General features: G+C 56.7%; 17 protein-coding genes. 12 read left to right on the top strand and 5 right to left on the bottom strand.

Annotation, left to right across the window (positions count from 1 at the left end; genetic code table 11):
- Positions 1-11 precede the first annotated feature (11 nt).
- The 3 genes from EKN38_RS00650 to EKN38_RS00635 all read left to right on the top strand — a co-directional run bounded on the left by EKN38_RS00650 (position 12) and on the right by EKN38_RS00635 (position 3,966).
- Entirely contained in the window at positions 12-1,409 is a 1,398-nt protein-coding gene (locus EKN38_RS00650) for a glycoside hydrolase family 1 protein (protein WP_014832680.1), read from the top strand.
- 323 nt (positions 1,410-1,732) lie between these two features.
- Positions 1,733-3,151, top strand: coding sequence for a multidrug resistance outer membrane protein MdtQ (mdtQ, locus tag EKN38_RS00640; protein ID WP_043951671.1), 1,419 nt, complete (start codon positions 1,733-1,735; stop codon positions 3,149-3,151).
- A 50-nt stretch (positions 3,152-3,201) separates the two neighbouring features.
- Positions 3,202-3,966, top strand: a complete 765-nt coding sequence (locus EKN38_RS00635; protein ID WP_014832678.1) for an SDR family oxidoreductase — start codon at positions 3,202-3,204, stop codon at positions 3,964-3,966.
- 77 nt (positions 3,967-4,043) lie between these two features.
- Here EKN38_RS00635 and EKN38_RS00630 read toward each other — a convergent pair whose 3' ends face one another.
- Positions 4,044-4,616 (bottom strand): DedA family protein, encoded by a 573-nt coding sequence (locus EKN38_RS00630; RefSeq protein ID WP_014832677.1) that lies wholly within the window; start codon positions 4,614-4,616, stop codon positions 4,044-4,046.
- A gap of 157 nt (positions 4,617-4,773) precedes the next feature.
- On the opposite strand from EKN38_RS00630, the gene EKN38_RS00625 reads away from it, so the two are divergent.
- Together EKN38_RS00625 and pbpG are read left to right on the top strand one after the other, a co-directional pair.
- Positions 4,774-5,361, top strand: a complete 588-nt coding sequence (locus tag EKN38_RS00625; RefSeq protein ID WP_014832676.1) for a Yip1 family protein — start codon at positions 4,774-4,776, stop codon at positions 5,359-5,361.
- Positions 5,362-5,528: 167 nt separating this feature from the next.
- The gene (gene pbpG / locus EKN38_RS00620; RefSeq protein ID WP_014832675.1) at positions 5,529-6,452 is read left to right on the top strand and encodes a D-alanyl-D-alanine endopeptidase; all 924 of its coding nucleotides are present in this window, start codon (positions 5,529-5,531) and stop codon (positions 6,450-6,452) included.
- A 96-nt stretch (positions 6,453-6,548) separates the two neighbouring features.
- On the opposite strand, the gene EKN38_RS00615 is transcribed toward pbpG, so the two are convergent.
- Both EKN38_RS00615 and dld read right to left on the bottom strand, forming a co-directional pair.
- Positions 6,549-7,103, bottom strand: coding sequence for a GNAT family N-acetyltransferase (locus tag EKN38_RS00615; protein WP_014832674.1), 555 nt, complete (start codon positions 7,101-7,103; stop codon positions 6,549-6,551).
- Between the two features lie 111 nt (positions 7,104-7,214).
- Positions 7,215-8,963: a D-lactate dehydrogenase gene (gene dld / locus EKN38_RS00610; protein WP_014832673.1), complete on the bottom strand. Its 1,749-nt coding sequence runs from the start codon at positions 8,961-8,963 to the stop codon at positions 7,215-7,217.
- A gap of 189 nt (positions 8,964-9,152) precedes the next feature.
- Between dld and bglX the strand changes: the two genes are divergently transcribed.
- The 5 genes from bglX (at position 9,153) to EKN38_RS00585 (ending at position 15,348) form a co-directional block, all read left to right on the top strand.
- A complete protein-coding gene (gene bglX / locus EKN38_RS00605) occupies positions 9,153-11,450 on the top strand; it encodes a beta-glucosidase BglX (protein WP_014832672.1) in 2,298 nt (765 codons plus the stop codon).
- A 146-nt stretch (positions 11,451-11,596) separates the two neighbouring features.
- On the top strand, positions 11,597-12,514 hold the full coding sequence (locus tag EKN38_RS00600; protein ID WP_014832671.1) for an ABC transporter substrate-binding protein: 918 nt from the start codon (positions 11,597-11,599) through the stop codon (positions 12,512-12,514).
- A 12-nt stretch (positions 12,515-12,526) separates the two neighbouring features.
- Positions 12,527-13,684: an ABC transporter permease gene (locus tag EKN38_RS00595; RefSeq protein ID WP_014832670.1), complete on the top strand. Its 1,158-nt coding sequence runs from the start codon at positions 12,527-12,529 to the stop codon at positions 13,682-13,684.
- A complete protein-coding gene (locus EKN38_RS00590) occupies positions 13,677-14,627 on the top strand; it encodes an ABC transporter ATP-binding protein (RefSeq protein ID WP_014832669.1) in 951 nt (316 codons plus the stop codon). Before EKN38_RS00595 ends, EKN38_RS00590 begins: the two co-directional genes overlap by 8 nt.
- Positions 14,611-15,348 carry an ABC transporter permease gene (locus EKN38_RS00585; protein ID WP_014832668.1) on the top strand — a complete coding sequence of 246 codons (738 nt, stop codon included), beginning with the start codon at positions 14,611-14,613 and terminating at the stop codon, positions 15,346-15,348. Before EKN38_RS00590 ends, EKN38_RS00585 begins: the two co-directional genes overlap by 17 nt.
- Here EKN38_RS00585 and EKN38_RS00580 read toward each other — a convergent pair.
- Complete coding sequence (locus EKN38_RS00580) at positions 15,323-15,436, bottom strand: protein YohO (RefSeq protein ID WP_010433613.1); 114 nt, start codon at positions 15,434-15,436, stop codon at positions 15,323-15,325. The genes EKN38_RS00585 and EKN38_RS00580 overlap by 26 nt on opposite strands.
- 69 nt (positions 15,437-15,505) lie before the next feature.
- Positions 15,506-16,246 carry an HTH-type transcriptional regulator MlrA gene (gene mlrA, locus EKN38_RS00575; protein WP_014832667.1) on the bottom strand — a complete coding sequence of 247 codons (741 nt, stop codon included), beginning with the start codon at positions 16,244-16,246 and terminating at the stop codon, positions 15,506-15,508.
- Positions 16,247-16,464: 218 nt separating this feature from the next.
- On the opposite strand from mlrA, the gene EKN38_RS00570 reads away from it, so the two are divergent.
- Together EKN38_RS00570 and btsR are read left to right on the top strand one after the other, a co-directional pair.
- Complete coding sequence (locus tag EKN38_RS00570) at positions 16,465-18,150, top strand: sensor histidine kinase (protein WP_126521572.1); 1,686 nt, start codon at positions 16,465-16,467, stop codon at positions 18,148-18,150.
- Positions 18,144-18,863, top strand: coding sequence for a two-component system response regulator BtsR (gene btsR / locus EKN38_RS00565; protein WP_014832665.1), 720 nt, complete (start codon positions 18,144-18,146; stop codon positions 18,861-18,863). The genes EKN38_RS00570 and btsR overlap by 7 nt, the downstream gene beginning before the upstream one ends.
- The last annotated feature ends 18 nt before the right edge of the window (positions 18,864-18,881 follow it).

The raw sequence follows: 18,881 nt of genomic DNA, 5'->3' as shown, positions 1-18,881 counted from the left end.
AGGAGAACGTGATGAAAACTTTCCCGGACGATTTTTTATGGGGCGGCGCGGTTGCCGCGAATCAGGTAGAAGGCGCGTATCTGGAGGATGGAAAAGGGCTGTCCACCTCAGACGTTCAGCCGCAGGGGGTCTTCGGCCCGGTAGTTGAGCGCGTGGCGGGTGACAGCGGCATCAAGGATATCGCCATCGACTTCTATCATCGCTATCCGGAAGACATCAGGTTGTTCGCGGAGATGGGCTTTAGCTGCCTGCGCGTCTCCATTGCCTGGACGCGTATTTTTCCCAACGGCGACGAACTTCAGCCTAACGAAGCGGGACTGGCGTTTTACGACAGATTGTTTGACGAGCTGGCTGCGCACAACATTACGCCGCTGGTGACGCTCTCACACTACGAAATGCCGTGGGGGCTGGTGAAGCAGTACGGCGGGTGGGGCAGCCGCCAGACTATTAGATTCTTTGAGCGCTATGCCCGTACCGTCTTTGCGCGCTACAAAGAGAAGGTGAAGCTGTGGCTGACCTTCAATGAGATCAATATGTCTCTGCACGCCCCGATGACGGGCGTCGGTCTGCCGGAAACCAGCAGCAAAGGGGAGGTGTATCAGGCGATCCACCATCAGCTGGTGGCCAGCGCGCTGGCGGTAAAAGCCTGTCACGAGATCGTGCCTGACGCCAGAATTGGCAACATGCTGCTGGGCGGACTGATGTATCCGCTGACCTGTAAGCCGGAAGATGTACTGGAAACGCTGCAGGAAAACCGCACCTGGCAGTTCTTTGGCGACGTACAGTGCCGTGGCGCCTACCCGGGGTATATGCAGCGCTTCTTCCGCGACAACGGGATTCAGCTTGAGGTCACGGATGCCGACCGCGAGGCGCTGAAATCCACCGTCGATTTTATCTCCTTCAGCTATTACATGACGGGCTGCGTCACCGCGGATGAAGCCCTCAACCAGCAGGCGCGTGGCAACATCCTGAGCATGGTGCCAAACCCGCATCTGGCAAGTTCCGAATGGGGCTGGCAAATTGACCCTGTCGGTCTGCGCACCCTGTTGAATGTGCTCTGGGACCGTTATCAGAAGCCGTTGTTTATTGTGGAAAATGGTCTGGGAGCAAAGGATAAACCGGACGCTGACGGTGTGGTGCAGGATGATTATCGCATCCGCTACCTTAACGACCATCTGGTACAGGTGCGCGAAGCCATTGAGGATGGGGTTGAGGTAATGGGATATACCAGCTGGGGGCCAATCGACCTGGTGAGTGCGTCTAAAGCTGAACTCTCCAAGCGCTATGGCTTTATTTACGTCGATCGCGATGACAGCGGAAATGGCACGCTGGCCCGCAGTCGTAAGAAAAGCTTCTATTGGTATAAAGAGGTAATTGCAACAAAAGGCGCATCGTTAAAAGCGGAATAAAGGGAATTTGCCCGGCGGTATGCCGGGCAAAGGAATCAGAAAATCATCTTGAATACACCGGTGACGACCAACAGTCCTATCAGAAATATAATTAAAATTACCCACAGTAATATTTTCATTCGCGTCTCCTGCGTCTGTATGTCAACAGTAAGTGTAGCAGGCAATTTATCATTAAGATGAATTCACTGATTTAATTCATTCCTGTGATGTATAATTTTCTGAATATAAAAGTGTATGACAATTTGCACATTGCCACGCATTACTAAAAAAACAAACAGCATCAAGCGTAATTTGCGCCTTTATTTTTTTGCGTGAATGGCGTAATGAAACCTTTTCTTATTTTATCTCTGAGTGCTTCTTTTGCATTTTGTCTGGCCGGCTGTGCGCCGCAACATGCCACGGTATCCCCCCTCACTACCCGGCCGATCACGGCGTCGGTTAATACGGTTCTGCGTCATCAGGACTGGCCGAAAAATGAATGGTGGAAGGCGTATAACGATCCCCAGCTAAACAGACTGATTGCCAAAGCACTGGACGATGCACCGGATATGCAGATTGCCCGTCAGCGTATTACCCTTGCTGAAGCCCAGGCTAAAGCCACCCTGGCAGCCGACGGCCCGCAAATGGATTTTTCGGCTGACGCCGAACGTCAGAAAATGTCCGCCGAAGGGCTGATGGGGCCTTTTGCTCTTACCGATCCGGCGGCGGGAACCACCGGCCCCTGGTATACCAACGGTACATTCGGCCTGACTGCGGGCTGGGATCTTGATTTGTGGGGCAAAAATCGCGCCCGGGTGGAGGCCCGGATAGGCAAAGTGAATGCGCAAAAAGCGGAGCTTGAGCAGACCCGTCAACTGCTTGCCAGCAGCGTGGCGCGGCTCTACTGGGACTGGCAAACACAGGCCGCCGCAGGGGATATCCTCATGCAGATAAAATCCGAACAGGACAATATCATTGGTGCCGATCGCGAGCTGTATCAGCACGGCATCACCTCCTCTGTGGAAGGTGTCGAAACCGATATCAACGCCAGCAAAACCGAAGAGCAAATCGCCGAGGTTCACGGCAAAATGAAAGCCGTTGAGGCGCGTCTGAACGCGTTGACTAATACCTCCGCGCTGGTGCTCACACGGCATGCCTTACCGACGGTTGAGGCGTCGTTACCGTCGACGCTGGGGTATGAACTGCTGGCCCGACGGCCGGATCTGCAGGAGGCGCACTGGTATATCGAAGCGTCCATGAGCGAGGTCGATGCCGCCAGAGCGGCGTTTTATCCTGATGTGAATCTGATGGCGTTTTTACAGCAGGATGCCCTGCACCTGAGCGATCTGTTCCGTTCTTCAGCCCAGCAAATGGGCGTGACCGCCGGGCTGACCTTGCCCATTTTTGACAGCGGCAGGCTGAATGCACAGCTGGATATCGCCCAGGCGCAGAACAATCTCTCGGTGGCGAATTACAACAAGGCGGTGGTGGATGCCGTGAACCAGGTGGCACGTACGGCCAGCGAAGTGGAAATGCTGACGGCGAAAAATCAGCATCAGCAGCAGGTGGAAAAAGATGCCGCGCGTGTGGTGGCGCTGGCGCAGGCGCGTTTTAGCGCCGGGATTATTGCCGGATCCCGCGTCAGTGAAGCCAAAATCCCCGCGCTGAAAGAACATCTCGCCGGTCTGCTGCTGCAGGGCGAGTACATTGACGCCACGCTGCAGCTGACGTCCGCGCTCGGCGGTGGTTATCATCATGGCTAATCAGGGTCATTATCTATACTTACCTCTTTGCAGTTTTTCAGGAGGTGAGTATGACCAAAGTAGCGATTGTCACCGCATCGGACTCCGGGATTGGTAAAACCACGGCCCTGATGCTGGCTGAACGTGGGTTTGATATTGGCGTCACCTGGCATTCTGATGAACAAGGGGCGCGGGAGACCTGCCGCGAAGTGGAGGCGCAGGGACGGCGGGCTGAAGCTATCCAGCTTGATTTAAGCACCCTGCCGCAGGGGGCGCAGGCGATTGAAACGTTAATCGCCCGTTTTGGTCGCCTGGACGTGCTGGTTAACAACGCCGGCGCGATGACCAAAGCGCCCTTCCTGGATATGCCGTTTGATGAGTGGCGGAACATCTTTACTGTCGATGTGGACGGCGCGTTTCTCTGTTCGCAAATAGCCGCGCGTACAATGGTGAAGCAAGGGGAAGGGGGGCGAATTGTGAATATCACCTCGGTGCATGAACACACGCCGCTGCCGGAGGCCAGCGCCTATACCGCCGCAAAACACGCCCTGGGGGGATTAACCAAATCCATGGCGCTGGAGCTGGTGCAGCACAACATTCTGGTGAATGCTGTCGCGCCGGGGGCGATTGCCACCCCGATGAATGATATGGACGAGAGTGAAGTGAAGGAAGGCTCGATGCCAGCGATCCCGCTCGCCAGACCGGGGTACACCAAAGAGATCGCCAGTCTGGTGGCGTGGTTATGCGACAGCGACGCCAGCTACACCACCGGCCAGTCGTTTATCGTCGATGGTGGGTTTATGCTGGCGAATCCGCAGTTTAAACCGGCGGGTTAGCTTCCCCCTCACCCCGTGGGAGAGGGTGTTTTAAGTTCCCTCTCCCTGTGGGAGAGGGTGAGGGCAGCAGGCCGCACTCACTCCTCATCCTGCTTCTTCTCTCTGTGCCGCATCCACAGCCTGACCCCAATCACTGCCACAACCACCAGTATCAGCCACGCCCAGTGCTTCAGATGCTGGTCAAGGTTATGCAGCCACGGACCAATCACTTCTCCACCCACGTAACCGAGCGTGGTAAAAATCAGCGCCCAGGCGAATGCACCAATCACGTTCAGCGGCAGGAAGATTTTCGGCGGCAGGCGGCTGGCGCCAATCAATATCGGCCCGATGATCCGAAAGCCATACATAAAACGGGTGCCAATAACAAACAGGTAAGGATGACGCTGAATGAGCCGTTGCGCCCGGTTAATCTTCTTTTTGTGTTTAGCGAAACGCTTAAGCAGCGTCGGCCCAAAGCGCATCCCCAGAAAGTAGAGCAGCTGATCGCCAATCATCCCGCCCAGGGCAACCGCGGCGACGACCAGCGGGAATTTGAGTAATCCCTGATGCGCGGCGACGCCGCCTAACAGCGTGATGGTTTCACCTTCCGCCACGCTCCCGACAACCAGCGCTGCGTATCCGTATTGTTCAATAAGTCCGTTGATATCCATTACGTAAACATCATCTCCCTCAGCATGCCTCGCTTAATCATATACCCCTTGTCTCAACCGCGGGGCAATCAACGGAAATTTCCCACTGTACATAAAATAATCTAAAGCCTGCATTATACTTAAGGTATCGATGACGGGCCGACAACAAGGGGGCGCTATGAACCATGTCTGGGGACTTTTTTCCCATCCCGATCGTGAAATGCATGTCATCAAAAGTGAGAACGAAACGGTCTCGCATCATTACACGCACCACGTGCTGCTGATGGCAGCGGTGCCGGTGATATGCGCGTTTATCGGTACAACACAAATCGGCTGGAACTTTGGTGATGGTACCGTGGTTCAGCTTTCCTGGTTTACCGGGCTTTATCTGGCCATTCTCTTTTATGGTCTGATGCTGGCGGGTGTCGCCATCATGGGACGTGTCATTCACTGGATGGCGCGTAACTATCCGCAACGTCCTTCACTGGCACACTGTATGGTCTTTGCCGGATATGTCGCAACCCCGCTGTTCTTAAGCGGTATTGTTGCGCTCTATCCACTGGTCTGGTTGTGCGCGCTGATCGGTACTATTGCGCTCTTTTACACGGGTTATCTGCTGTATCTGGGCGTACCCACCTTCCTGAATATCAATAAAGAAGAGGGCCTGAGCTTCTCCAGTTCAACGCTCGCCATCGGCGTGCTGGTGCTGGAGGCGTTACTGGCGCTGACGGTGATTCTTTGGGGTTATGGATACCGTCTCTTCTGAGTTCACTGCATTGCTGGCGTAAATGCCAGCAATGCAGCATCTGTTCACGATTATCCGCTGGCGACAATGCACGGTGACCGCTATGATGCCGGAGCCAGCCTGTGTTTCTCCGTCGACACAGGCGGTGTACGTCATAACGTGCGTGAATAATTATCAGAAGTCTCACCATGCTGAAATTCCGAGTTTCTTTACTTAGCCTGGCACTGTTGCTGGGGGCGTCTGCTGGCGTGCCAGCTCTCGCCAAAACGCCCGCGGTGACCACCGCTGCTGCCCAACCGCAAATCGCTTCCGGCAGCGCGATGATTGTTGATCTCAACACCAATAAGGTGATCTACGCCAGCCATCCGGATCTGGTGCGCCCGATTGCCTCGATAACCAAATTAATGACCGCGATGGTGGTGCTGGATGCACATCTGCCGCTGGATGAAAAACTGAAAGTGGACATCAGCCACACGCCGGAGATGAAAGGGGTTTACTCCCGCGTGCGTCTGAACAGTGAAATCAGCCGTAAAAACATGCTGCTGCTGGCGCTGATGTCGTCTGAAAACCGCGCGGCAGCGAGCCTCGCCCACCACTATCCGGGTGGCTATGACGCTTTTGTTCGCGCGATGAATGCCAAAGCCAAAGCGCTGGGTATGAATAATACCCATTATGTTGAGCCGACAGGTCTGTCGATTCACAACGTCTCCACGGCGCGCGATCTGACGAAACTGCTGATTGCCAGTAAACAGTACCCGCTGATTGGGCAACTCAGTACCACGCGTGAAGAGATGGCCACCTTTGCGAATCCGGCCTATACGCTGCCGTTTCGCAACACCAACCACCTGGTGTACCGCGAGAACTGGAATATTCAGTTAACCAAAACCGGCTTTACTAACGCGGCGGGTCACTGTCTGGTGATGCGTACCGTGTTCAACGGTAAACCGGTGGCGCTGGTGGTGATGGATGCCTTCGGCAAATATACTCACTTCGCCGATGCCAGCCGACTGCGCACCTGGATTGAAACAGGGAAAGTGCAGCCGGTTCCGGCTGCGGCGCTGACGTATAAAAAGCAGAAAGCCGAGCAGATGGCGACGGCGCAGAACGATTAGGTAAAAGCAAAACGGTAACTATGTTACCGTTTTTTTCTGTTTTCTCCCTCTCCCTGTGGGAGAGGGCCGGGGTGACGGCACCAGACCGCACTGGGCCTATTCCGGCAGCGTCCAGTCTCCGTCGTTGAGCGGGCGCTGCATAATCACCGTATCCCGCCAGTCGCCTTTTTTGTAACCCACGCTACGCAACTGACCCACGACTTCAAAACCGTGCTTTTTATGCAGTCGCAATGAGCCGGCATTATTATTGCCATCACCCACAACGGCAATCATCTGCCGCCAGGGGCCTTGCTCGCAGCGTTCAATCAGCGCGCCCATTAATGCGCTGCCAAAACCGCGTCCTGTGGTGCTGGCATCCACGTAAATAGATTCTTCCAGCGTGTAGCGATATGCGTGTCGTGGACGGTAGGGGGTGGCATAGCAATAGCCCACCACAATGCCGCGATACAGCGCCACCAGCCAGGGCAAACCGTTATCGGTGACGTTTTTCAAACGCTTACGCATTTCATCAACGGTGGGGGGAATTTCCTCAAACGACGCGCGTCCGTGAAGTACATGCCATGCGTAAATAGCCGAAATGGCATGCACATCGTCGGGAAGGGCATCGCGCACTTCCACTTCGGTTACGGATAAGATATCAACAGCCGACATGATGTGCCTGCTCCTCGTCAAAGATTGCCGGAGAAACGTTTCTCCGGCGAGTGCAGGTACTCTAGTACGATTGAGCTGTGCTTAACAATCTCTTAAATATGGCTGTATGAATTAATCAGACGCTTGCGTTATGGACTGCTCCGCGTTAACGCTCTCCTTCCAGTATTTATTCCGCGTTGTTTTACCAATGCCGGGATTCATACTGTTTGTAGGGTCATTCTCGCGATAAAACTGCTTAAGTGTATCGGGGGCTTTGTAAAGATGCCCGACGTTGTGTTCCGCAGGATATTGTGCGCCACGTTCGCGAAGAAGGGCGAGCATCTCCTCTTTCAACGCGTGCGCGTCGACCCCTTTTTTAACGATGTAATCCTGGTGGAAGACGTAGCACATAAAGTGGCCGTAATAGAGCTTATGCACCAGCTTGCTGTCGATTTCCGGCGGTAGATGTTCAAACCACTCGGTATCGTTGCGTCGCAGCGCAATATCCAGCGCCAGAATATCCTCTACCTCTTCTGAGTGTACGGCCTGATAACGGATGGCGGCACCCGCAGCGGCAAAACGGTGCAGGAAGGCTTTGCTTCCCTCCTCAGGCGTACAGGCGAAGAAATCCCCCTCGGCGGTTTTAAAGAATTCGCTCAGCCAGGTCTGCGCTTCGGCGATCCCGTCCCCGGCCATTTTCAGCAGCAGGTGATGTTCATACTTATCGCGCCAGGTTTTCATGCGCTCCGGCAGGTGGGCGGGGAAGACATTCCCCAGCTTCTGCATAAAGCGGTCGGTGAAGTGCGGTTTAAACAGCGACACCTTCTCCAGCATCGCGTCGGTGCGGCCTTTCATGGTGAAGAAGAACGGCATTTTATCGGTGCCAAGCTTGTCGATCATCAGGAACGTATCTTTGCCGTAGCGTTCGGCGATGTCGTAGATATCCCGGTGCATATACTCGCCCGCCACCGGCAGGTGCGTGAATTCGCCCAGAATATGACGACGGATTTCGGTCAGCACGTCAGGCTGATTGGTGCCGATGTAAAACACCTGCTGCTTTTTCTCGGCCGGGAAGGTGTCGAGCCGGACCGCGAAAACGGCCAGTTTGCCCGCGCAGCCGGAGGATTCAAACAGGCGGTCCGGGTCGGCGTTATAACGCGCCGGGGTATCCGCGTCGATATCGCGCACGCGGGTGACGTAATCGTGGTCGTGGGCATGACGGCCATCGTGCTGCACGTCTTCATCTTTCACGCGATCGTCGTCGAGCTTGCTCAGGATCTGCTCCGGGGTAACGCCCAGATCGATTCCCAGATGGTTAACCAGCGTCAGCTTGCCGTTTTCATCAATACGGGCATACAGCGACATTTCGGTATAAGCGGGTCCGCGCTGCACCAGCGAGCCGCCGGAGTTATTGCAGATCCCACCAATAACGGAGGCGCCAATACAGGATGAACCAATCACCGAATGCGGTTCGCGCCCCAGAGGCTTAAGCGCTTTTTCCAGCGAGTAGAGCGTGGTGCCGGGGAAGGCCAGCACCTGCTCGCCTTTATCCAGCAGGTGGAGTTTGTCGAGACGCAGGGTGCTGATGATGACGATATCACGGTCGTAATCGTTGCCGTTCGGCGTCGAGCCTTCGGTCAGGCCGGTGTTAGCCGCCTGCATTAAAATAATCTTGTCGGCGGCGACGCAGGCGCTCAGGACGCGCCACAGCTCCAGCAGCGTGCCGGGAAAAACCACCGCCAGCGCATCGCCCTGTCCGGAACGAAAGCCCTTACGGTAGCGGGCAGTTTTGGCCGGGTCGGTAAGCAGGTGAGAGTGACCAACCAGGCGCGACAGTTCGTGAATAAAAGTCGTGTTATCGGCAGTTCGAACAGAAGACATCTTCCACTCCTTGTGGTGGGGCAAATTTCTCGCTGTAAAGCATAGCGCGATTAGCCGTTTAGAGGGCGCGTATTTGCGAGAAAAATCAGAGAATAACCCTGCAACGTTCTGAGGGTTTGTGGCACACTGCGCTTTTCGCACGCCCTGGCCGAGATCTTCCGGCGGAAATTGATGAGAGAGTAAAACGACATGAAATGGCTATGTTCTGTAGGTGTCGCCGTCAGCCTGGCACTGCAACCTGCGCTGGCAGATGAACTGTTTGGCAATCACCCGCTTACGCCTGAAGCACGGGACGCGTTTGTCACGGAATTGCTCAAGAAAATGACGGTCGATGAGAAGATCGGCCAGCTGCGTCTTATCAGCGTCGGCCCGGATAACCCGAAAGAGGCGATCCGCGAGATGATTAAAGAGAGCCAGGTGGGGGCGATTTTTAACACCGTAACCCGTCAGGATATCCGCAAAATGCAGGATCAGGTGATGGAACTTAGCCGCCTGAAAATTCCGCTGTTTTTCGCCTATGACGTGGTACACGGACAGCGTACCGTATTCCCTATCAGCCTCGGTCTGGCCTCCTCCTTTAACCTCGACGCGGTGAAAACCGTCGGGCGCGTCTCGGCATATGAAGCCGCCGACGACGGCCTGAACATGACCTGGGCTCCGATGGTTGATGTCTCCCGCGATCCGCGCTGGGGCCGCGCGTCAGAGGGCTTTGGTGAAGATACTTATTTGACCGCCACGATGGGGAAAACCATGGTGGAAGCGATGCAGGGTAAAAGCCCGGCGGATCGCTATTCGGTCATGACCAGCGTCAAGCACTTCGCGGCCTATGGTGCAGTGGAAGGCGGTAAAGAGTACAACACCGTCGACATGAGCCCGCAGCGCCTGTTTAACGACTATATGCCGCCGTACAAAGCAGGCCTGGATGCCGGTAGCGGCGCGGTGATGGTCGCCCTGAACTCGCTCAACGGCACGCCAGCCACGTCGGATTCCTGGCTGCTGAAAGACGTGCTGCGTGACCAGTGGGGCTTCAAGGGCATCACCGTCTCTGACCACGGCGCCATTAAAGAACTCATCAAACACGGCACGGCGTCGGACCCGGAAGATGCGGTGCGCGTGGCGCTCAAATCCGGCATCAACATGAGCATGAGTGACGAGTATTACAGCAAGTACCTGCCGGGGCTGGTGAAGAGCGGCAAGGTGACGATGGCGGAGCTGGACGATGCCACGCGTCACGTGCTGAACGTGAAATATGACATGGGGCTGTTTAACGATCCTTACAGCCACCTGGGCCCGAAAGAGTCTGACCCGGCAGACACCAACGCCGAAAGCCGTCTGCACCGTAAAGAGGCCCGTGAAGTGGCGCGTGAAAGCCTGGTGCTGCTGAAAAACCGACTCGACACGCTGCCGCTGAAAAAATCCGGCACCATTGCGGTGGTTGGCCCGCTGGCAGACAGCAAGCGCGACGTGATGGGTAGCTGGTCTGCGGCGGGTGTGGCCGATCAGTCCGTGACGGTGCTGACCGGTATTAAGAGTGCGGTCGGTGAAAACGCGAAGGTGATCTATGCCAAAGGGGCGAACGTCACTGATGATAAAGATATCGTGACTTTCCTCAATCAGTATGAAGAGGCGGTGAAGGTCGATCCGCGCACGCCAAAAGAGATGATTGACGAAGCGGTAAACGCCGCGAAACAGTCTGATGTGGTGGTTGCGGTGGTGGGTGAAGCGCAGGGGATGGCACACGAAGCCTCCAGCCGTACCGATATCACGATCCCGCAAAGCCAGCGTGATCTGATCGCCGCCCTGAAAGCCACTGGCAAGCCGCTGGTGCTGGTACTGATGAACGGCCGTCCGCTGGCGCTGGTGAAAGAAGATCAGCAGGCTGACGCCATTCTGGAAACCTGGTTCGCCGGTACGGAAGGGGGGAACGCCATCGCCGATGTGTTGTTTGGTGATTACAACCCGTCGGGCAAACTGCCGATGTCCTTCCCGCGCTCTGTCGGGCAGATCCCGGTGTACTACAGCCACCTGAATACCGGTCGTCCGTATAACGCTGATAAGCCAAACAAGTACACCTCCCGTTACTTCGATGAAGCGAACGGTCCGCTGTATCCGTTTGGTTACGGTCTGAGCTATACCACCTTTAAGGTCTCTGACGTGAAAATGTCAGCCCCGAGCCTGAAGCGTGACGGTAAAGTGACTGCCAGCGTTGAGGTGACGAATACCGGCAAACGTGAAGGTGCGACGGTGCTCCAGATGTACGTTCAGGATGTGACCGCCTCCATGAGCCGTCCGGTGAAACAGCTGCGCGGCTTTGAGAAGGTCAACCTGAAACCTGGTGAAACCAAAACCATCAGCTTCCCGATCGACGTGGATGCCCTGAAGTTCTGGAACCAGCAGATGAAATACGATGCGGAACCGGGCAAGTTCAATGTGTTTATTGGTGTGGATTCGGCTCGCGTCAATAAAGGCGAGTTCGAGCTGCTGTAACCTTTCCTTCCTTTGCATCCCCCGTTCATCGGGGGATGCGTCTTACCTTATGCTAAAAAGGCATTTTGCCGGGTAAATCCGCCGTTTTAAGCTACGCTTTTCTCTCAAGCCTCTGAAAAAGGCGACAAAAAAATGAGGATAGTGGAATGACGATTAAAACGGGGATGATGGTTTCTGCGGCGTTGCTCGCGGCGCTAAGCCTGCCGCTACAGGCGGCAGAACCGGTAAAAGTGGGCTCGAAGATCGATACCGAGGGTGCGCTGCTCGGGAATATCATTTTGCAGGTACTTGAAAGCCACGGCGTGAAAACCGTCAATAAAGTCCAGCTGGGCACCACGCCCGTGGTACGCGGCGCCATCACCTCCGGCGAGCTGGATATCTACCCGGAATACACCGGCAACGGGGCATTCTTCTTCAAAGATGAAAACGATCCGGCATGGAAAAACGCCAAAGCCGGGTATGAAAAAGTCAAAAAACTCGATGCAGAACAGAACAAGCTGGTCTGGCTGACCCCGGCTCCGGCCAACAACACCTGGACCATCGCGGTGCGTAAAGACGTGGCGGAGAAAGGCAAACTGACCTCGCTGGCGGATCTCAGCCGCTATCTGAAAGAGAAGGGCGACTTTAAGCTTGCGGCCTCCGCGGAGTTTATCGAGCGTCCGGACGCGCTGCCTGCTTTCGAAAAAGCCTACGACTTCAAGCTCGACCAGGCACAGCTGCTCTCGCTCGCGGGCGGTGACACCGCGGTGACCATCAAGGCGGCGGCGCAGCAGACCTCTGGCGTCAATGCGGCGATGGCCTACGGTACGGACGGCCCGGTCGCGGCGCTAGGTCTGCAAACCTTAACCGATCCGAAAGGCGTTCAGCCTATTTATGCCCCAACGCCCGTGGTGCGTGAGGCGGTGCTGAAAGCCTACCCGGATATCGCTGAATGGCTCAAACCGGTCTTTGAAAAACTGGATGAGAAAACGCTGCAACAGCTCAACGCCAGCATTGCCGTAGAGGGACTGGATGCCAAAAAAGTGGCCGCCGACTTCCTGAAACAACAAGGGCTTGTGAAGTAACAGGACAGGGCTGTGCCAATAAAATGTCATAACCGCGTACTGCTGCTGTTGGCCTGTGTGGCCATGGCGGCGGTCGCGCTACCGTTTGTCAATGTGGCGCCTAACCGCCTGATGTCGGGGGAAGGGCGCGCACTCTGGCAGGTCTGGCCGTTTACGCCGCTGCTGCTGGTTGTAGCGCTGGGTGCACTGGTTGTGCTCTCGCTCAGCCGTGGGCGGGTTGCACAATGGCTGACGCTACTCCTCAGTGAAGGCCTCTTCATCACCTTGTTCTGGAGTGCCGGGCTTGCCGCCACGCACATGACCTCGGCGGAAAGTCCACTGGCGCGAACCACCGTGGGCAGTGGACTGTGGCTGTGGCTGGCGCTGTGTCTGCTGGCCTGCAGCGATGCGATCCGCCGCCTGATCCCGTCGTCTGCCTGGCGCTGGGTGCTCAATGCCCAGATCTGGTGTGTTCCGTTGCTGCTGCTGTTCAGCGGTGAGCTGAATAATCTCTCGCTGTTAAAAGAGTACGCCAACCGTCAGGAGGTGTTTGATGATGCACTGGCGCAACACCTGACGATCCTCTTCGGCACGCTGTTCCCGGCGTTACTGCTGGGGGTACCGCTGGGCATGTGGTGTTACCGTCACCCTTCCCGCCAGGGCGGGGTTTTTGCCGTGCTCAACGTGATCCAGACCATTCCTTCCGTGGCTCTGTTTGGCCTGCTGATTGCGCCGCTTGCGGGACTGGTGAAGTCATTTCCGGCCTTAGCCGCTGTCGGTATCGCCGGAACCGGATTAACCCCCGCGCTGATTGCCCTGGTGCTGTACGCGCTGCTGCCGCTGGTCCGCGGCGTGGTGGCGGGCTTAAGCCAGGTCGCGCCGGATGTGCTGGAGAGCGCCCATGCAATGGGGATGAGCCGGCGCCAGTGCTTCTGGCAGATCCAGCTCCCGCTGGCCTTGCCCCTGCTGCTGCGTAGCCTGCGGGTGGTGGCGGTCCAGACCGTCGGGATGGCGGTGATCGCCGCGCTGATTGGCGCTGGTGGCTTTGGTGCGCTGGTGTTCCAGGGGCTGCTGAGTAGCGCGCTGGATCTGGTGTTACTGGGCGTGGTGCCCACGATTGCACTGGCGGTCGTCATCGATGCGCTGTTTGCCTTATGGCTCGCGTTGCTCGGGAGAAGAGCCAATGATTGAATTTCACGATGTCAGTAAAACGTTTGCCGGCCGTCCGGCGGCAAGCCACCTGAACCTGAATTTTGCCGAGGGGGCGTTTTCAGTACTGATTGGCACCTCGGGTTCGGGGAAATCCACCACCCTGAAGATGATCAACCGCCTGGTGGAGCACGACAGCGGTGTAATACGTTTTGCCGGGGAAGAGATCCGCAGCCTGCCGGTGCTGGAGTTGCGTCGTCGCATGGGCTACGCCATCCAGTCCATCGGCCTGTTTCCCCACTGGTCGGTCGCGCAGAACATTGCCACCGTGCTGCAGCTGGAAAAATGGTCGCGGGCAAAGACTGACGCACGAGTGGACGAGCTTATGTCGCTGCTGGGGTTAGAGCCCGGGCTGCGTGACCGCTACCCGCATCAGCTTTCGGGCGGGCAACAGCAGCGTGTGGGGGTGGCGCGCGCGCTGGCGGCCAATCCGCAGGTGCTGCTGATGGATGAGCCTTTTGGCGCGCTGGATCCGGTCACACGCGGGGCGCTGCAGACCGAGATGACCCGCATTCACCGGATCCTTGGGCGGACGATCGTCCTCGTGACGCACGATATTGATGAGGCGCTGAGGCTGGCCGACCATCTGGTATTGATGGATCACGGCGAAGTGATCCAGCAGGGCACGCCGCTTGACCTGTTGACCCATCCGAAGAACGATTTTGTGCGCGAGTTTTTTGGCCGCAGCGAACTGGGCGTCAGGCTGCTCTCCCTGCGAACCGTCAGCGATTATATGCGTCGACAGGATGTGGCGATAAGCGGTGAACCGTTACAGGAACAGATGAGCCTGCGGGACGCGCTCTCCGCCTTTGTGGCGCGCCAGTGCGAAGTCTTGCCGGTTACGGATGCCGCAGGCGCACCGTGCGGCACCCTGCATTTTCGCGATCTGCTGGCCGGGGAGGTGGCGCGTGAAGGTCATGCGTGATCCGCTCCTCTGGCTGACAGGGCTTTTTGTTGCCTTGCTGTTTCTGATGCCGCACAGCGCGGCGCTGTTCAGCTCACTCTTTCCCGGCCTGCCGCGACCGGTCTATCAGCAGGAGAGTTTTGTCAATCTTGCCCTGGCGCACCTGTGGCTGGTGGCGCTCTCCAGCGCGATTGCCGTGGTGCTGGGCGTGGGCGCCGGGATTGCGGTAACACGGCCCTGGGGGAGAGAGTTTCGCCCGCTGGTGGAGACAATTGCGGCTATCGGGCAGACATTTCCGCCGGTGGCGGTCCTGGCGATTGCGGTGCCGGTGATCGGGTTTGGTCAGCAACCGGCCATCATTGCGCTGATTCTTTACGGCGTGCTGCCTGTTCTTCAGGGGACGCTGGCGGGCATTGCGTCGGTACCGGCATCGGTACTGAGCGTGGCCGAAGGGATGGGCATGAGCAGCGGTCAGCGACTGTGCAAGGTTGAACTGCCGCTTGCGGCACCGGTGATTATCGCGGGGATCCGTACGTCGGTGATTATTAACATCGGCACGGCGACCATCGCGTCTACGGTGGGGGCCAATACGCTGGGAACGCCGATCATCATCGGCTTAAGCGGGTTTAATACGGCCTATATAATCCAGGGGGCGGTACTGGTCGCGCTGGCGGCCATCGTCGTCGATCGCCTGTTTGAGCGGCTGGCTCAATTCCTCAGCCGACACCGCCACGAACAATAAATGAGTACCCGGCCAGCATCACGCCGCCGATGCCGCTGACGGCCATCAGTACAAAAAGGGTAATTACGGCCAGTTTGGTTGCCTTCATCATCTGCTCCTGTTATTAACGGAACAATTATACGGTGAAGCGCAGCTGTTAATGAACCATTAAATGCCGTTACGGCTCGTCGGGACCGAGGGCGTAAACCGGATAACCGTGTTCCCGCCATTCCGTCAGCAACTGTTGCTGCGAGGCGGAGGGCACTTCGCCGCACCAGACCAGCAGGGTCTGGCCGTCGAAAAATTCGGGCCGCAGCTGGGCAAGCGAATGCGCCAGAACATCCACACGCCAGCCCTGTTGGGTGGCGATCCAGGCTTCCAGCCACAGCCGCGTGGTGTCGTGCACGTTCCAGCCGACAACCAGCGCGTCTTTTCCGCCTTTGTTTCTCGCCGAGGCAAGACAAACGGCGATGTAGTTGATAAGGACGCCGTCGAGCATACTCAGCAGCGCCTGCAGGGTGGAGTGCTGACATTGCAGCCGTCGACGAAGCGGGATGAAAAGATGGCTGATTAGCGTTTGCGCCGGATAATCGCGGCCTTGCTCTTTTATCCACGCGCGCAGGCGCTGGAGGTTACCCGCCTGCAGGAGCCGCAGCAGGGTTTCCTGTTGTTCGCGCCAGAGGTGTTGTGTGTCGGGATCGTCATGGCTGAGCAGCGACTTAACCTTGCCCACCTGTACACCGTTGTCGATCCAGCTTTTGATCTCGCGGATCCGGTCGATATCGGCATCGTTAAAAAGACGGTGACCACCGTCCGTTCGCTGCGGTTTGAGTAAACCATACCGTCGCTGCCATGCCCGTAGCGTGACGGGATTGATGTCACAAAGGAGTGCCACTTCACCGATCGTGTAAAGCGCCATAATCGCCCCCTGGCTAACGCGTCCCCAGCTTAACTGTAGACCCAGTTTGTCGAACCAGGAAGAATTGCTCTTTTTTTGTACAAATAATGCGAAGCATGCGTTATGTTCGGCAAAAGATGTGATGGCGGACACGATTTACCGCTTTTTTGGACTGCTTCAAAGAAACTTCGGCGCCTTCAGTGTATGTTACGCGTTTTCAGAAGGTGCGGTTCCTGAGTATGTACGAGTTTAATCTGGTGCTGCTGTTGTTTCAGCAGATGTGCGTGTTTCTTGTCATCGCCTGGTTGATGAGTAAAACGCGTCTGTTCATCCCGCTGATGCAAGTGACCGTCCGCCTGCCGCACAAACTCCTCTGCTATGTAACCTTCTCCATTTTCTGCATTATGGGGACCTACTTTGGCCTCCATATTGAAGACTCGATCGCTAACACCCGCGCGATTGGCGCGGTGATGGGGGGGCTGCTCGGTGGCCCCGTGGTCGGCGGACTCGTCGGGCTGACCGGCGGCCTGCACCGTTATTCCATGGGCGGCATGACGGCGCTCAGTTGCATGATCTCCACCATCGTGGAGGGGTTGCTTGGTGGCCTGGTGCACAGCTACATGATTAAACGTGGCCGCCCGGATAAAGTTTTCAGCCCGCTTACTGCGGGCGCGATCACCTTTGTGGCCGAAATGGCGCAGATGGCGATCATCCTCCTTATCGCCCGACCGTTTGAGGATGCGCTGCATCTGGTGAACAGTATTGCCGCCCCGATGATGGTCACCAACACCGTGGGCGCGGCGCTGTTTATGCGCATTCTGCTCGACAAGCGCGCCATGTTTGAGAAATACACCTCGGCGTTCTCTGCGACAGCACTGAAGGTCGCCGCCTCAACTGAGGGGATCCTGCGCCAGGGCTTTAACGAAGAAAACAGCATGAAGGTGGCGCAGGTGCTCTATCAGGAGCTGGACATCGGTGCCGTTGCGATTACCGATCGTGAAAAGCTGCTGGCCTTTACCGGTACCGGCGACGATCACCACCTTCCCGGCAGACCGATTTCGTCCGCGTATACGCTTCGTGCGATAGAGACCGGTGAGGTAGTCTATGCCGACGGAAACGAGGTGCCCTACCGCTGTTCGCTGCACCCACAGTGTAAGCTTGGCTCTACGCTGGTCATCCCGCTGCGGGGTGAAAACCAGCGAGTGATGGGGACCATTAAGCTCTATGAAGCCAGGAACCGCTTGTTCAGTTCAATCAACCGAACGCTGGGGGAGGGGATTGCGCAGCTGCTCTCCGCGCAAATCCTGGCGGGGCAATATGAACGGCAAAAAGCCCTGTTAACGCAGTCGGAAATTAAGCTCCTGCACGCTCAGGTGAACCCGCATTTCCTGTTTAATGCCCTCAACACCCTGAAAGCGGTGATACGCCGCGACAGCGATCAGGCCGCGCAGCTGGTGCAGTTCCTGTCGACGTTTTTCCGCAAGAACCTGAAACGGCCGTCTGAAATTGTCACCCTGGCCGATGAGATTGAGCATGTAAACGCCTATTTGCAGATTGAGCAGGCGCGCTTCCAGTCACGTCTGCAAGTGTCGCTATCCGTGCCGGATGAACTGGCGTATCAGCATCTTCCGGCCTTTACCCTGCAGCCGATTGTGGAAAATGCCATTAAGCACGGGACATCGCAGCTTCTGGGGAATGGGGAGATCACCATTTCTGCCAGCCGGTTTAATCATCATCTGGTGCTGAATATTGAAGACAATGCCGGGCTTTACGTCCCGTCCGCGTCAGGCGGGCTGGGGATGAGCCTGGTGGATAAACGCCTGCGCGCTCACTTTGGTGATGGATGTGGCATTACCGTGGCCTGTGAGCCGGACCGATTTACCCGTATTACGTTACGATTGCCGCTGGAGGAGACCGCATGTTAAGAGTGCTGATAGTCGATGATGAACCGTTGGCACGGGAAAACCTGCGCGTGCTGTTGCAGGAGCAGAGTGACATTGAGATTGTGGGAGAGTGCGCCAACGCCATTGAGGCCATTGGTGCTGTGCATAAACTGCGCCCGGACGTGCTGTTCCTCGACATCCAGATGCCCCGTATCAGCGGGCTGGAGATGGTCGGCATGCTTGATCCGGAGCATCGCCCGTATATCGTGTTTCTGACGGCGTTTGACGAATATGCCGTGAAGGCCTTTGAAGAACACGCGTTCGATTACCTGCTGAAGCCGATTGAAGAGAAGCGGCTCGAAAAGACCCTGACGCGTTTACGCCAGGAGCGTACGGTACAGGACGTCACGCTGCTGCCGGAAAACCAGCAGCCGCTGAAGTTTATCCCGTGTACCGGGCATAGCCGGATTTACCTGCTGCAGATGGATGATGTGGCTTTCGTCAGCAGTCGCCTGAGCGGGGTGTTTGTCACCAGCGCCGAGGGCAATGAAGGCTTTACCGAGCTGACGCTGCGCACCCTGGAGAGCCGCACGCCGCTTGTCCGCTGCCATCGGCAGTATCTGGTTAACATGGCGCATCTGAAAGAAATCCGTCTGGAAGATAACGGCCAGGCCGAGCTGGTGCTGCGGGCCGGTCAAACGGTGCCCGTCAGTCGCCGCTACCTGAAAAGTTTGAAAGAGGCGATTGGCCTGTAAAACTGGTACACTGCGCGC

The sequence above is a fragment of the Enterobacter sp. WCHEn045836 genome, from assembly GCF_003965585.1.
GTDB classification, from domain to species: Bacteria; Pseudomonadota; Gammaproteobacteria; order Enterobacterales; family Enterobacteriaceae; genus Enterobacter; species Enterobacter dissolvens.
Note: the sequence above shows the minus strand (reverse complement) of the source record. Positions and strands in the feature narration are given on the sequence as shown.